The sequence below is a fragment of the Ruegeria sp. CDSA033 genome (assembly GCF_059612305.1).
Map to the genome: position 1 here is coordinate 1 of NZ_JBXWQI010000011.1, position 15469 is coordinate 15469.

General features: G+C 55.6%; 11 protein-coding genes and 1 pseudogene. 10 read left to right on the top strand and 2 right to left on the bottom strand.

Annotation, left to right across the window (positions count from 1 at the left end):
- Both AC2FLA_RS14480 and AC2FLA_RS14485 read left to right on the top strand, forming a co-directional pair.
- A pseudogene (locus AC2FLA_RS14480) lies at positions 1-109 on the top strand (IS6 family transposase); the annotation flags it as partial.
- 352 nt (positions 110-461) lie between these two features.
- Entirely contained in the window at positions 462-2516 is a 2055-nt protein-coding gene (locus AC2FLA_RS14485) for an adenylate/guanylate cyclase domain-containing protein (protein WP_496723055.1), read from the top strand.
- Positions 2517-3146: 630 nt separating this feature from the next.
- On the opposite strand, the gene xylB is transcribed toward AC2FLA_RS14485, so the two are convergent.
- Positions 3147-4583 (bottom strand): xylulokinase, encoded by a 1437-nt coding sequence (gene xylB, locus AC2FLA_RS14490; protein WP_496723057.1) that lies wholly within the window; start codon positions 4581-4583, stop codon positions 3147-3149.
- Between the two features lie 120 nt (positions 4584-4703).
- Here xylB and AC2FLA_RS14495 point away from each other — a divergent pair, with 120 nt between their 5' ends.
- The 7 genes from AC2FLA_RS14495 to AC2FLA_RS14525 all read left to right on the top strand — a co-directional run bounded on the left by AC2FLA_RS14495 (position 4704) and on the right by AC2FLA_RS14525 (position 12239).
- Positions 4704-5729: a LacI family DNA-binding transcriptional regulator gene (locus AC2FLA_RS14495; protein WP_282120190.1), complete on the top strand. Its 1026-nt coding sequence runs from the start codon at positions 4704-4706 to the stop codon at positions 5727-5729.
- A gap of 94 nt (positions 5730-5823) precedes the next feature.
- Positions 5824-7125: an ABC transporter substrate-binding protein gene (locus AC2FLA_RS14500; RefSeq protein WP_282154165.1), complete on the top strand. Its 1302-nt coding sequence runs from the start codon at positions 5824-5826 to the stop codon at positions 7123-7125.
- Between the two features lie 106 nt (positions 7126-7231).
- Positions 7232-8098, top strand: a complete 867-nt coding sequence (locus AC2FLA_RS14505) for a carbohydrate ABC transporter permease (protein WP_108859810.1) — start codon at positions 7232-7234, stop codon at positions 8096-8098.
- 12 nt (positions 8099-8110) lie between these two features.
- Entirely contained in the window at positions 8111-8941 is an 831-nt protein-coding gene (locus tag AC2FLA_RS14510; protein WP_113791433.1) for a carbohydrate ABC transporter permease, read from the top strand.
- A gap of 12 nt (positions 8942-8953) precedes the next feature.
- A complete protein-coding gene (locus tag AC2FLA_RS14515) occupies positions 8954-9958 on the top strand; it encodes an ABC transporter ATP-binding protein (protein ID WP_496723060.1) in 1005 nt (334 codons plus the stop codon).
- On the top strand, positions 9955-10728 hold the full coding sequence (locus AC2FLA_RS14520; protein WP_496723062.1) for an L-iditol 2-dehydrogenase: 774 nt from the start codon (positions 9955-9957) through the stop codon (positions 10726-10728). Before AC2FLA_RS14515 ends, AC2FLA_RS14520 begins: the two co-directional genes overlap by 4 nt.
- Positions 10728-12239, top strand: a complete 1512-nt coding sequence (locus AC2FLA_RS14525) for a mannitol dehydrogenase family protein (protein ID WP_496723063.1) — start codon at positions 10728-10730, stop codon at positions 12237-12239. The genes AC2FLA_RS14520 and AC2FLA_RS14525 overlap by 1 nt, the downstream gene beginning before the upstream one ends.
- Positions 12240-12468: 229 nt before the next feature.
- On the opposite strand, the gene AC2FLA_RS14530 is transcribed toward AC2FLA_RS14525, so the two are convergent.
- Positions 12469-14064, bottom strand: coding sequence for a GMC family oxidoreductase (locus AC2FLA_RS14530; protein ID WP_496723065.1), 1596 nt, complete (start codon positions 14062-14064; stop codon positions 12469-12471).
- Positions 14065-14173: 109 nt separating this feature from the next.
- On the opposite strand from AC2FLA_RS14530, the gene AC2FLA_RS14535 reads away from it, so the two are divergent.
- Positions 14174-15412, top strand: coding sequence for a TRAP transporter substrate-binding protein (locus tag AC2FLA_RS14535; RefSeq protein ID WP_113791428.1), 1239 nt, complete (start codon positions 14174-14176; stop codon positions 15410-15412).
- Positions 15413-15469: the final 57 nt, after the last annotated feature.

Genomic DNA, 15469 nt, shown 5'->3' on the forward strand with positions numbered 1-15469 from the left:
TTCAGCGGCGGCGACACTCGACTGAATCGAAGTGGCGCATATGATCCGCAAGGACCAAATCACGCCCGGAGTTTGCCCGTTTCCGCAATTCGTGGAACTGGCCGCTTAGCCCGCTGCTACCAAGCTATCACTTCGGCCTGTCAAAAATTCGCAACAGAACCATGTGAGTTCACCTAACTCCAGGGATTTTGTGATTCCAGCGAATGGCAGCAAAGTGGGCCGCAGCTGCAGCATCGAGAAGAGCGGACCAATGTCGGCAATGTGCTGTACCTTCACCCGTGCGCAGCGCCCAGCAAAATTGCCGACGTCAGATATGGCAATCGGCGTTCAGGCGCTTCAAAACAGTCTTTTGCTCCTACCTAACAGTTGCGTGATATTTCGGGTCTGTGTCTAAGAAAACTTTGCTCTCTTGGCAGTCTCAACTCAATACTGAAACAAGTAGCTTTTCGGCGGAGATTTAATTGCGATTTAGTGTAGGCATTGCGGTGTCAATTCTGGTGGCTGTGTCTATCGGAGTGTCGACGTTTATTGTCCATTCCCTGTGGTGGACGACAGCGCGCGACAATAGCCGCATGCTTGCGGCAGAAATAAACGGCCAGATCGCAAACACTGTCCGTATCGAGGTGGGCGTGACACTCAGGTCGGCCGAAGCCGCCTGGGCGGCCGTTCGTACGATCTTTGTTCAGAACGTCATCGCGACGCGACAGGCCGACAAGCGGGAGTTTGTTTTTCTGTCACAATTGCAGGCGCAGCCGAATATCTCATGGATGTTCTTCGGCTGGCCTGACGGGAATTTTTTCGCGTCACATCGCCTGGGTGACGGCGGGCTTGAGATGATTGAAATCGATGAGGGAATCCGCGATCGAATGCTGCGGAAAGATCGCTACATCTTCATTCCCGGTGACATACAATTCGAAGAGCGGACCTTTACCTATACATCCTATGATCCGCGCGAACATGCCTGGTTTAAAAACTTCATGGGCCTCAACTCCTCTGGGTGGATCGAAGCGCGCGACCTTCCGGATAGTGACAGAACCGTTTACGCCTATGCTGGTCCGATAGACGTCAATAGAGCGCGACAAGGCGTTCTGGCAGTTGCGATCGAAACGGATCGTTTGTCACGGTTTCTTGCCACGCTTGCACCCGGCGAATTCGGCGCTGCATTCATATTGAACGCCGATGGAAAAGTTATTGCGGTCCCTGATGCCGAAGCGGATGAGGTTACTCCGGCGCGCATGGGCGAGGGCAAGCTTTATGAAGTGGCCATGATCACGGGCGAACGGCTGTTGGCGGACCCACAAGCAAATGCGTCTGGCACATTGACGAAACGTGTCGTCATTGACGGCGTGCCGTATGCGGTGGCGCTGACGCCTCTGGGGTTTTACGGCTGGCGCGTTGCCACAGTCATACCTGAAGCAGCCTTTCTTTCGGGCATCGACGAGACGCTGATCAATCTGATTTACGTTTTGATCATTGTGGTGGTTGTCGCAACCGGATTAGCGATCTGGCTGATCCGCAAAATTGTGGCAAATCCGCTGGCCCGCATCGCCGAGGACCTTGGTAAAATTGAGCGCTTTGACGTCGAGCAGATTGAGCGCAGACCGTCCAAACTGTCTGAGCTTGCCAATCTTTCTGCGGCCACTGCTAGCATGGCAGCTGGTTTGTCAGCATTCCGAAAATACGTACCCACAGATCTTGTTCGCATGCTGCTTGCTGAGGGCATCAAGATACAGCCCGGCGGAGAGATGAAGCAGATCTCCGTCTTGTTCTGCGACGTCACAGGTTTCACAGGGCTGTCCGAGAAACTTGGCCCCAAGATTGCCCAGTTGATGGAGCCCTTTTTCAGCGCGGCCTCCACGGCCATCGCTAAAAATGGTGGGACGATCGACAAATTCATGGGTGATGCGGTGATGGCGTTTTGGGGGGCGCCACGCAAGGATGCGAACCACGCTGAAAACGCCTGCCGCGCAGCATTGGACCTTGTCGCTGCAGTGGACGCGTCCGGAATTGAAGATGATGACGGCACTCCCTTGCGTGTCAGGATCGGGCTGAACAGCGGCGAGGCTTTGGTCGGAAATATCGGATCAGAGCAGCGGTTGAACTACACCGCGATTGGCGATGTTGTGAATGTTGCCAGCCGGTTGGAAGGAGCCAACAAAGATTATGGCACGCTGATCCTCATTGGGCCGGAAACGAGACAACAGGCGGCCGGCACAATCGTGGTGCGCGAACTGGACACGCTTACCGTATTTGGACGCATCGAAGAGCTGGTGGTCTACGAACTGATAGCGATGGCCGATGGGTGTGACGGATCATTTTCGTGGATTGCAACCTATGAACAAGGCCTTGCGCACTATCGCGCAGGGCAGTTTGAAAAGGCTGTTGCCGCATTTGAGGTTGCGGACCGAACACGAGACGGGGATCCCGCCTCAGTCGTAATGATGGCCCGCGCGCAAAACCTGTTAGATAAGCCTCCACCGGAAGACTGGCGCGCAGTTAACAGCACGAAGAAATAGTAGTAGCCACATCCGATCAAGTTAAGATATTTAGGTCCCGGGTTTTTCGCGGGCATGTTATCTGCTGATTGCGTGCATGAGGACATTGATTTGGGCAGCGTTTCGGGAAAGTTCGACAAGTCGCGTGTTGGATGAGTTCAGCACGCCGGGGACCGTGTAGTTGCGGCGAATGTCCGAAAAACGGGCAGCGAACACGGCATAGTTAACCTTGGCCGAGTGTCCGGTATGGGCCGTCTACTATAATAGCGGGCAGCTCGTGAGGCAAACAAGCGGTGATCGGTCTGATGAGCGCAGAGAGCCCAAAAGACCTTGTTAATTCGGCCTTACATTGGCCTGTATCAATTTGCTCGTGAAAACTCCCAGAACTATCTGACCGCCACCATGACCCTAACAACTTTCCTCCGGGTGTTGCTTTCCTAGATGGGCAATACCTGCCGTGTCCGTCATCAAATGAATTGGAACAGGAGCGTTTTATTGGTTGGGCGGGTCAGGCTCGGCGTAGCTTCTGTAGATATGCACGGCCTCTCGGGACATTTCCTGTAAATTCCTTGATTTGGGATGGAGGAAAATCGGGTATCCTAATTAACGAAAAGCTGACTCACACGGTCAAAACCAACGATTGTACCGAGGTCAGTCTACTGCCCTCACCGCGGTGTAGAGCCGGCGAAACAGCCTCAGTCTGTCGTGCAGTGCGCCGGGATCAACGGGTTCAAACCTGTCTTTTGTCTTGGGCTGAACCGCCAGATCGGCAATACCAATGGTACCAACTCCACAGGCGGCCAAAAGGGCTGCGCCATAGGCTGGGCCAGAATCCGATCCTTCTGAGCGTATCACCGGCTTTCCTGTCACCGATGCAATCAGGCCCAACAAGAGGTCCGATTGACTGCCACCGCCGATGGCCGCTAATTCCGGTAGATTTTCTATCGTGTCTCCGAAGCTCTGCGCGGCATCGGCAAAGCAAAAAGCAATTGCCTCGACCACGGAACGGCACAGATCCGCGCGCGTTGTCGAATCCTCAAGACCAAAGAAACAGGCGCGAATATGTGGATCCCCAAGTGGGCTGCGTTCACCTGTTAAATACGGCAGGAAAATCGGTCCGCGATCACCGCTGACCGTTTCAGCAAGCGCAACAACTTCGGCAGCGGACAGCCCCAGTTGGCCGCCAATCCAAGAAATTGGCCTTGCGCCGTTCAACATCGCCGCCATTTGATACCAACGGTCGGGCAATGTGTGCGCGAAAGCATGCACATAGCGTTCAGGATTGGGTTTGAACCGACGGTCCGCCACGAACAACTGGCCGGACGTCCCCAGGGAAATGAACCCACGTCCCGGTTCGGTCGCGCCCAGAGATACCGCCCCGGTTGCCGCATCTCCGCCTCCGGCAACGACGGGCACGCCGGGTTTCAGCCCGGTTTCAGCCGCGGCTTGCGCCGTCACGGTTCCGACGACGACGTGACCGTCGAAAACCTGCGGCAGCCAGTCGGGCGCTACATCAGTGGCTTCGGCAACGCCGACATGCCATTTTCGCGATGCCTGATCGAGCCACATTGTACCGGCTGCATCGGATGTGTCGGTTGCCAACTCTCCATGCAGGCATAAGCCGATGTAATCCTTGGGCAGCAGGATATGAGCAAGTCGGGCATAGTGTGCAGGCTCATGTTGTTTCAACCAGGCGATCTTGGGTGCCGTGAAACCCGGCAAAGGGAGGACGCCAGCGATATGACCAATCTGCGGCTGGGCTGCGCGCAATTCATCGCATTCACGTACCGCTCTGCTGTCATTCCACAGGATCGCCGGGCGGATCGGGCGCAGATCACGATCCAGCAAAACAGCCCCATGCATCTGACCGGACAACCCGATGGCCTGCACATCCGACAGCGTGACTTGTTTTGCAAGTTGGCTCAATGCATCGCGCGTCGCCTGCCACCAAATGTCCGGGTGCTGCTCTGACCAACCAGGCTGCGGCGAGGAAGTTTTTATGTCTACTGAAGACGTTGCAAGAATTCGATGGGTATCCGCACAGACAAGTTTGACCGCTGATGTTCCGATATCTATCCCGAGAAACATTCAATCCCCTTGCCCGCAGAAACGCCCGGACCTTGCATGGCTATTGATTTTTTTGCGCGCGCAAAGAATATGTAAAAATAGGATAAGATCAAGGCGGCTCAGATCCGCAGGCAGACTGACATGACCAAAATAAAAAACATGGAAGAGTTCGCAGCCCTCAGTGGCATCTCGCGGCCTACGGTATCCAAGTACTTTCACGATCCTGACAGCGTTCGCCCGACAACGAGGGCCCGTATCGAAGAGGCGCTGGAGCGGTTCGACTATCGCCCCAATATTTATGCGGTGAACCAGAACCGGAAGCTAACCAAGAATATCGGCATCGTTGTGCCCTACCTGGCTGATCCGTTCTTTGCCGAAATCGCGCGCTATTTGGAACAAAGCTGTATCGCGGCGGGGTATCGTCCGTCCCTCTTTAGCTCTCATGGTGAACAAAAACTGGAAAACGACATTCTGGACGGGCTGCAATCCATGAAGCCTGCCGGGGTTTTGTTGGCGCCATTGGGACGGACCTCAGACCAATCAGTGATCGAGAGGTTCTGCGCGAATGTGCCGACTGTTTTGTTCGACAGTAACCTAGAGGGTCTGGGTGCCGCGTTTATCGGGTCGGACAATTTCAGCTTTGTGTCGCAAACCGTGGAATACATGATCCGGACGGGCGAGCCCCCGTCATTCTTCGAAATGCGAACGCCTGCAAACCCGAACGCCAATAAACGCCGAAAAGCCTATGTTGAAGTCATGGAGCGTCTTGGGTTCGAGCCGCATATCATCAGAGTCGACGGTAAGGGCTGGGCGTTTGAAGAAATCGGTCACAAGGGTGCGCTGAAAGTTCTGGCGGAAAATGAGCTGCGAACAAACTCGGTCCTGTGCAGCAATGACCGGCTGGCAATCGGTTTTCTGGCGGCTTGCTACGAACAAGGGATTCGAGTCGGTCGACGGGACGATTGCGCGCTGCGTCTGGCTTCAAATGACGATCATCCCTTCGCAAAATTTACGTGCCCCTCTCTGACCACGGCTGCCCATGATTATGACAACGTGGCTGGGCGTAGCGTCGAAACTCTGTTCGAACTCATTGAAAGTGGAGGGAAATTTGAAACGCGATCGGAAACGTTGTTCCCTGCAAGGCTGGTTTTGAGAGATTCCGCGTAATCCTAAAATTTAACGCGCGTAAAGTTTTCATTGACGCCGCGACAATTTTTGCATTACGTTCTCTGTACGACATCCAAGCTCAGGGAGGACAGGGATGTATTTGAGAAACGCACTTCGTGCGGCGACTGCAATGACACTCGTCGCGACGGCAGCAGCTCATGCGGATACCTTAACAATAGCGACCGTGAACAACGGCGACATGATCCGGATGCAGGGCTATACCGATAAATTCACCGAGGCGACCGGCATTGACGTCGAATGGGTGACGTTGGAAGAAAACGTGCTGCGTCAGCGCGTAACGACCGACATCACGACCAAAGGCGGTACGTTCGACATCATGACGATCGGCATGTATGAGACGCCGATCTGGGGCGCGAATGGCTGGCTGGTACCGCTGGATGGCCTGTCCGAAGAATACGACGTTGGTGACATTCTGCCAGCGATGGCAGGTGGGTTGAGCCATGACGGAACGCTTTTCGCGGCACCGTTCTATGGTGAAAGCTCGATGATCATGTACCGCACTGACCTTATGGAAAAGGCGGGCATGGAAATGCCTGAGGCGCCGTCCTGGCAGTTCATCAAAGAGGCCGCCGCCGCGATGACCGACCGCGACGCCGAGATCAACGGCATCTGCCTTCGTGGCAAAGCCGGTTGGGGTGAAGGCGGAGCCTTTATCACTGCGATGTCCAATTCATTCGGTGCCCGCTGGTTCGACGAAGAATGGAAGCCTCAGTTCGATCAGCCCGAGTGGGCAGATACGCTGAATTTCTACGTTGAAATGATGAACGAATCCGGTCCGGCCGGCTATGCCACCAATGGGTTTAACGAAAACCTGTCGCTGTTCCAGCAGGGCAAATGCGGCATGTGGATCGACGCGACAGTTGCGGCTTCGTTCGTAACCAACCCGGACGACTCCACGGTCGCGGATCAAGTAGGGTTTGCGCTGGCACCTGACACCGGATTGGGCAAACGGTCCAACTGGCTTTGGGCGTGGGCACTGGCTATTCCTGCCGGTACACAGCAAGAAGACGCTGCCAAGCAATTCATCGAATGGGCGACATCAAAGGACTACATTGAGCTAGTGGCCGAAAGCGAAGGATGGGCAAACGTTCCCCCGGGTGCACGTACGTCTCTGTACGAGAATCCGGAATACCAAAAGGTTCCGTTCGCCAAGATGACGCTGGATTCGATCCTGTCAGCTGATCCGAACAGCCCGACGGTAAAACCCGTCCCGTATGTTGGCATCCAGTTTGCCGCGATCCCGGAATTCGCAGGCATCGCCACACAGGTGAGCCAGGAGTTCTCGGCAGTATATGCCGGACAGCAAACGGTTGAGGAAGCACTTGCCAAAGCGCAGGCTTTCACAGCCGAAGAAATGGAAGCCGCCGGTTACTGAGGCATCCTCCCAACGGGTGGGCAGAGGCCTGCCCCCCGTTCATCCCTTCCACAATTCGCGTTTTTCTCGCAGGCTGAGTTACGCCTGAACAGAGAGGGTTTGCGTTATGGCTACTCAACATTCTCGATCAGTTGCCCGCCTGATGATGGCACCCGCAGTGGTCCTGCTGCTTGGCTGGATGCTCGTGCCTCTGACGATGACGCTGTATTTTTCTTTCAAGAAGTACCTTCCGCTGCGTGGAGGTGATCTGGGTTGGGTCGGGTTCGACAACTACGTTCGTTTCGTATCCTCCAGTTCCTTCTGGCCCGCGGTCCAAGCAACATTGGTGATCGTTGGCGGCGTGCTGGTGATTACGGTCATTCTGGGCATTCTGCTGGCCATGCTGCTGGATCAGCCCATGTGGGGGCAGGGCGTTGTCCGCATCCTTGTGATCGCGCCATTCTTTGTCATGCCGACCGTATCAGCGCTGGTCTGGAAGAACATGTTCATGGACCCGGTGAACGGTTTGCTGGCCCATCTGTGGCGCTTTTTCGGGGCTGAGCCGATTTCGTGGCTGTCCGAAGCTTCGATGACTTCGATTGTTATGATCGTTTCCTGGCAGTGGCTTCCCTTTGCGACGCTGATCCTGCTGACCGCTATCCAGTCCTTGGACAGTGAACAGCTGGAAGCAGCCGAGATGGACGGTGCGCCGGTGCTTAAACGCTTTTATCACATCATCCTGCCGCATCTTGGTCGCGCCATCACGATTGTGATCCTGATCCAGACGATCTTTTTACTGTCGATCTTCGCCGAGATTTTCGTGACCACCGGCGGCGCCTTCGGCACCCGTACACTGACCTACATGATCTTCCAGCGCGTGTTGGAAAGCCAGAACGTTGGCCTCGGATCAGCCGGTGGTGTCTATGCAATCATCCTTGCCAATATCGTTGCCATCTTCCTGATGCGCATCGTCGGCAAAAACCTGGACGCGTGAGGAGACAAAACCATGGCCCGCACCGTCACGACACAACGCAAAACACTAAACACTGCCCTTGCCTGGGCCGTAGGTCTGCTGATCTTTTTCCCAATCCTCTGGACGATCCTGACCAGCTTCAAGACCGAGGCACAGGCGATTGCAAGCCCACCGATCTTCCTCAACTTCGACTGGACGCTCGAAAACTACGCCATCGTGCAGGAACGCTCTGACTATATGCGGTTCCTGTGGAATTCGGTCATCATCGCAGGCGGATCGACCGTTCTGGGTGTGATTGTCGCGATACCCGCAGCCTGGGCGATGGCGTTTGTTCCGTCCAAACGCACCAAGGACATTCTGTTGTGGATGCTGTCCACAAAGATGTTGCCCGCAGTTGGTGTTCTGTACCCAATTTACTTGCTGTTCATTCAGTTGGGTTTGCTGGACAGTCGCGGTGGGCTGGTCGTGGTGCTGATGCTGATCAACCTGCCGATCATCGTCTGGATGCTCTACACCTATTTCCGCGAAATTCCGGGGGAAATCCTTGAAGCGGCACGGATGGATGGTGCGACGCTGAAAGAGGAAATCCTTTATATCCTGACGCCCATGGCCATCCCCGGCATCGCCTCGACCGTTCTGTTGAACTTCATCCTGGCCTGGAACGAGGCGTTCTGGACCCTAAACCTGACGGCCGTCGATGCGGCCCCGCTCACCGCATTTATCGCCAGCTATTCCAGCCCCGAAGGCTTGTTCTTTGCCAAGCTCAGCGCGGCCTCGACCATGGCGATTGCACCCATCCTGATCCTTGGCTGGTTCAGCCAGAAACAACTTGTCCGCGGCCTGACTTTCGGCGCTGTGAAATAAGGAAGACTTCGTATGGGACGTATTCAACTCAAGTCCGTGACCAAAAGCTTCGGCGACGTAGAGGTCATTCCCCCGCTGGATCTGACCATCGAAGATGGCGAATTCACCGTATTTGTCGGCCCCTCGGGTTGCGGCAAGTCCACTTTGTTGCGCCTGATTGCGGGACTGGAAGACATGACCTCTGGCTCCATCGACATTGACGGCGCCGACGCAACAGACGTGCCGCCTGCCAAACGCGGGCTGGCGATGGTGTTCCAATCCTACGCCTTGTACCCGCACATGACCGTTCGCAAGAATATCGCATTTCCGCTGCGCATGGCGAAACTGGATCAGGCTGAGATCGACAAACGGGTCGAAGGTGCGGCGAGCGTTCTGAACCTGACCGACTACCTGGATCGTCGTCCCGGCCAACTGTCTGGCGGGCAACGTCAAAGGGTGGCCATCGGTCGGGCCATTGTACGCGAACCGGCTGCGTTCCTGTTTGATGAACCGCTTTCGAACCTGGACGCCGCCTTGCGCGTTGGCATGCGGCTGGAGATCAGCGAACTGCACGAACGTCTGGCGACTACGATGATCTACGTCACCCACGATCAGGTCGAGGCCATGACTATGGCCGACAAGATCGTTGTGCTTCAGGCAGGTGTGATCGAACAGGTTGGCAGCCCGTTGGAGCTGTACCGTACGCCGCGCAACCTGTTTGTTGCAGGCTTCATCGGTTCGCCCAAGATGAACTTCATCGAAGGCCCCGAGGCAGAAAAACTCGGTGCCCAAACCATCGGAATTCGCCCTGAACACATTGCGGTGTCTGAATCTGAGGGAGACTGGTCCGGTGTCGTAAGCGTTTCTGAGCACCTTGGCTCGGACACTTTCTTCCACGTCCACGAAACAGGGTTGGCCGAGACCATCACCGTCCGTGCAGATGGCGAGGTCAGCTTTCGCCACGGCGACCGTATCTACCTGACACCACGCTCAGATGTAATCCACCGGTTTGACGCGAAAGGTCTGCGGTTCGAATGACGCGTCTGACCGGCAAAACTGCCCTGATCACCGGGGCCGGGCGGGGCATCGGACTGGCGTTTGCCAAGGCTTATGTGGCCGAGGGCGCACGCGTCGCCATCGCGGACATAGACGGGCAGGGTGCGCAGGACGCAGCAACTGAGATCGGCGCAGCCGCGTTGGCCGTCGAGATGGATGTGACCAGCCAACAAAGCATAGAAGACGCCGTTGCACGAACGGCGGCACATTTTGGCCCAATCGACATTCTGATCAACAACGCGGCCATCTTCTCTGCCGCTCCAATCGTTGAAATTGAGCGCGCTGACTACAACCGCGTTTTTGATATCAACGTTGCTGGCGCGCTGTTTACGATGCAGGCCGTTGCGCGCCACATGATTGATCACGGAACCAAAGGTCGGATCATCAACATGGCATCGCAGGCAGGGCGTAGGGGCGAGCCCTTGGTCGCCGTGTACTGTGCCAGCAAAGCCGCGATCATATCCTTGACCCAATCGGCCGGGCTGAACCTGATCTCTCATGGGATCAACGTAAACGCCATTGCACCTGGAGTTGTCGATGGCGAGCACTGGGATGGTGTTGATGCGTTTTTTGCGAAGCACGAAGGCAAACCACTGGGCCAGAAGAAACGCGAAGTGGCTGCAGCCGTTCCTTATGGCCGAATGGGTCGGGCCGAAGATCTGACCGGGATGGCAGTATTTCTGGCTTCTGAAGATGCCAAGTACATCGTCGCACAAACCTACAATGTCGATGGCGGAAACTGGATGAGCTGATGGACCCTGTGGCGAATGCAAAACCTACGGTACGGCTACGGCGTGACAGTCTTTCAGACCTGCCAGAGATCGTCAGGACTCCGGCCTATGCGCGCTCGGACCTGACACCGGGCATTGTCCATATCGGACTTGGCAACTTTCATCGCGCGCATCAGGCCTGGTATATTCACCAGTTGATGCAGCTGGGCCAGGCCCATGACTGGGCAATCATCGGGGCAGGTGTCCGAAGCTATGACGCAAACATGCGAGAGCGACTGTTGGCCCAAGACTGCCTGACAACGCTGATCGAACTGGACCCAAAAGGAATGTCCGCCGAAGTGATTGGTCCCATGATTGATTACCTGCCGATCGAAGACAACAATGCCGCGCTTATCCGGACGATGGCGGACCCTGCCATACGAATTGTGTCGCTGACTGTAACTGAAGGTGGGTATTTCCCGGACGCCAACACTGATGCGTTCGATACAGATCACGCAGACATTCGGCACGATGCCGAGAACCCGGATCAGCCGCGCACGGCTTTCGGCGCTATTGTCGCGGCGCTCAGGCAACGGCGTACAAATGGCTTGAAACCCTTTACCGCGCTCAGCTGCGATAATCTTCAGGGCAACGGTGGAATTCTGCGAACCTGCGTTGTTGGTTTGGCGCGTCTATCCGACCCGGATCTGGCCGATTGGATCGATCAGAATGGAGCATTTCCGAACTCGATGGTGGACTGCATTGTTCCCGCAACGACCGAGGAGGTCCTAGCGCAATGCCGCGCACTGGGCGTCGACGACCGCGCACCGGTCACGCATGAGAACTTTCGCCAATGGGTGATTGAGGACAATTTCTGCGCAGAACGACCGCCCCTTGAGCAAGTTGGAGTAACCCTGACGCAGAACGTCCACAGCTATGAAGCGATGAAACTACGCATATTGAACGGCGGCCACCAACTGCTCGCAAATGTCGGAGAGATTCTGAATGTGCCAACGATTTCAGACTGCATGCAGGACCCGGACATCGTGGCGTTTTTCAGGAAAGTTCAGACGGAAGAAATTCTGCCTCAGGTCGAAGCCGTCCCCGGAACCACTGCCGCCGAATATCTTGGGTTGGTTGAGAGGCGATTTTCCAACACCACCATCCACGACACAACACGACGCGTGGCGTTTGATGGATCTTCACGACACCCGGGTTTTTTACTGCCGTCGCTGCGCGATGCCCTTGCAATTGGGTCGTCCGTAAATGGGCTTGCGCTGGCCGAAGCATTCTGGTGCCGGATGTGCGCAGGTCTTCGTGAAGATGGTTCAGAAATCGCCCCAAATGACCCTCATTGGGAGCAATTGCAAAAAACCGCGCTGGCTTCTAAAGCCAATCCGATTTTGTGGATCGAACAAAGCCAGTATTTTGGTGACTTAGGCCGCGACACGCAGTTCGCAGACGCTTTTTCCACCCGGCTGGCTGCGATTTGGCAACGTGGTTGCCGCGAGGCGATAGCTGACTTAGTCGCTCGTGAGACAAAGTCCCGCTAATCCTACGGCAGACATGTTTCAATCTAGTCTCTGTGGTAGAGGCCAGCTTGGCACGAGGTCTAATGATGGGCAAAGAATAGGGGTTCTTTGAGCGCATTAGTCTAGCTGTCCATGGTGCGTAAGCACCGTAGGCCATTGCCTTCGACATGCCCGTGAAACTTATGGAATCTGACCATCTTGTACAGGTCAGATCCAGGCACGGATAAGGAAGGTCACAAAAAGTCCAAAATCACTTGTTTGCGCATAGCAACTCACTGGCTTTTTCACCGATCATGATTGCTGGAGCATTAGTGTTGCCGCTGACGATTTCCGGCATGATGGAACAATCGGCGACGCGCAGGTTTTCGATCCCTTTGACCTTCAGGCTTGGATCCACAACAGAGCTTTCCGAAGTGCCCATCGCACAAGTTCCCGTCGGGTGATAAATCGAGACTGAATTCGAGCGCGCCCAATCCAAAGTGCCTTCATAGTCATCGCGGGATAGGTCCGAGGTTGGTCGAAACTCTTCTGAAATCTTTGACGCCAGTGGATTATGCCGGGCGATATCCCGCGCGATGTTCACGCCGTCGACGATGGTTCTGCAATCAGTTTCTGTGGACAGGTAGTTTGGAATGATCTTGACGTAACTGGCTGGATCGGGGCCATCCAGACGCAGTTCTCCGCGGCTTTCCGGCCTGAGCTGACAGACGGACATTGTGAAGGCTGAAAACGGGTGCACGCCCTCTCCGGGACTGTCGGCAGACCAGGGTTGAACGTGGAATTGAATGTCGGGTGTCTGAACCTCGGGGCGGGTTTTCAGAAATCCGGTGGCCAGGCTGGCCGCCATTGTCATGGGTCCTGCCCGGAATAGCGCGTATTTCAGCGCGATCCGTGCCTGATTGAACAGGCTGCGCACTTCATCATTCAGCGTTGGCTCGTTGCACTTGAAGACTAGGCGTGCCTGCAAGTGATCCTGCAGCCCTTTGCCGACGCCGGGCAGCGAATGAACGGGTTCAATGCCATTGGCCTTCAGATGATCCGGGTCTCCGATGCCTGACAACATCAAAATCTGAGGTGAGTTGATGGCACCACCGGACAAGATGATTTCACGGCGCACTTTGATCGACTTCACTTCGCCAGACCGGTCGCGATAAAGAAGGCCGGTTGCTTTTTTGCCGTCCAGTTCGACCTTGGTTACCAATGCACGGGTGATGATGTTCAGGTTCGGCCTGTTCCTGATCGGTTTGAGGTATGCAACGGCCGCACTGCAACGACGACCATTCCGTGTGGTCAGTTGAAAGTAGCCAACGCCTTCCTGATCGGCCCCGTTGTAGTCAGGATTAAACGGGTAACCCGCCTCTTGAGCGGCGGCGACCCAGGCGTCACAGATCGGTCGCTGAATGCGCATGTTGGACACCGACAGCGGGCCGCCCGTACCGTGAAACGCGTCTTCGCCGCGCTCTTGATCCTCGCTGCGTTTGAACAGAGGCAAGACATCATCCCAGCCCCAGCCGACGTTACCCATCTGACGCCAGCGGTCATAGTCCTCTTTCTGACCGCGGACATAAAGAAGCCCGTTCAACGAGGAAGATCCGCCAAGGACCTTTCCGCGCGGCCAATCAATCGAGCGTCCATTCAAACCTGGATCTGGTTCAGTGCGGTAACACCAATCCAATGAGGGGTTATGCATGGTTTTGAAGTATCCAACCGGTATATGGATCCACGGGTTGGTGTCAGGTCCGCCAGCTTCCAACAATGCCACTGTTGTGCTGGGGTCAGCGCTTAGCCGATTGGCAATGACGCAGCCCGAAGAGCCTGCTCCGACGACTGCATAATCCACCTCCATGACGGTCTCCTCCCAAGGTAACTGAAAAAAACACTATGCAAATTGCCGGAACTATACTAGCATTTTTTGATACAAAACGTCTCAATAATTGCGATCAGGGAGGTAAGCAATGGAGATCGGTAAGAAACTAAGCGGTGTCTCACGGCGGGATTTTTTTCGTGTGGCCGGGCGTTATGGCATGAGCTCAACGCTGCTGGCAGCGGGTGGCTTTGGTGGCGCGATGAGTTTGGCCAATTTGGCGCAAGCCGCAGAATCAACTTATGAAAAACGGTTTTCGAAAGAACCTAAACACACGCTGAAATTCGGTGCTTCGGGCTTCAACACGCGCAACCTGCTGATCGAACGGGCAGGGGCCATCGAATTCGCCCGAGATCTGGAAGAACGCACTGACGGTGAGATTCGGATCGAGTTCATTGGCGACAACCAGATCTGCGGACAACTGAGCTGTGTAGAGAAGACTCAGCAGGGAATCGTCGACATCTATGCGGCGTCGACCCAGAACTCTGCGGGCGGCGCGCCATATCTGAACGTGCTGGACTATGCCTATATGTTCCCCAGCAGGGCGGCCCAGTATCATTTCTTCTACAGCCCAGAAAGCCAGCGCATTCTGCGAGACCCCCTCGAAAAGCGCCACGGGCTGAAATTCCTGTTCACCCACTGTGAACTGCGCGGCCTGCAAATGGGTTCGACGTTCTCTGACAAGCCAACAGTCACCAAACTGGAAGAACTGTTCGGGACCAAGAACCGTGTGACAGGGACACAGCTTGGCCGGATCGCCATGCAGCTACTGAACCTGAATCCGGTACCGGTGGCATGGGAAGAAACGCTGGACGCGCTCAAGACGGGCCTGATTGATGGGGCCGAAACTTGGGCCTCGGCTGTGGCTTATGCCAACATGTCACCTGTGGTGTCGCAATCGGTGAATCTCAAGTTCTTCTGTGGCACTGAACATACGTCGATGTCGGCCAAGGTGTTCGACGGACTTGGTGGTGAACTGCAGGACGCTGTTATGGAATCGTCCTACTTCACGCAGGCCTTGATTCAGGGTGCAAATGAGGCAGCGCTGCTGAATACCGTGGGATTCTCGGAGCCGCAATTGCCTAACACGATCTTCGCAGAAAACGGTGTGCGTCCTGCCTTCCTGGCGGATGATCAGATCAAACTGGCCGAGGAAATGTGTGCGCCGAACTTCAATCCTGAACCATGGGCGCAGTGGCGTGAGCGACTGAACAAATGGGCTGGTGGCATCGACACCTATCAGGAAATCTACGACATCGCGCGCGAGATTCCGGCAGACACGCTGCCCGAAAACGTTGAGCCCCGCCGTTGGTGGAAGGGCGCGGCCTGATCTAACATTTCGAGCCGGCCCTTCACGGGCCGGTTTCACTAAACACCGACTGGGAGG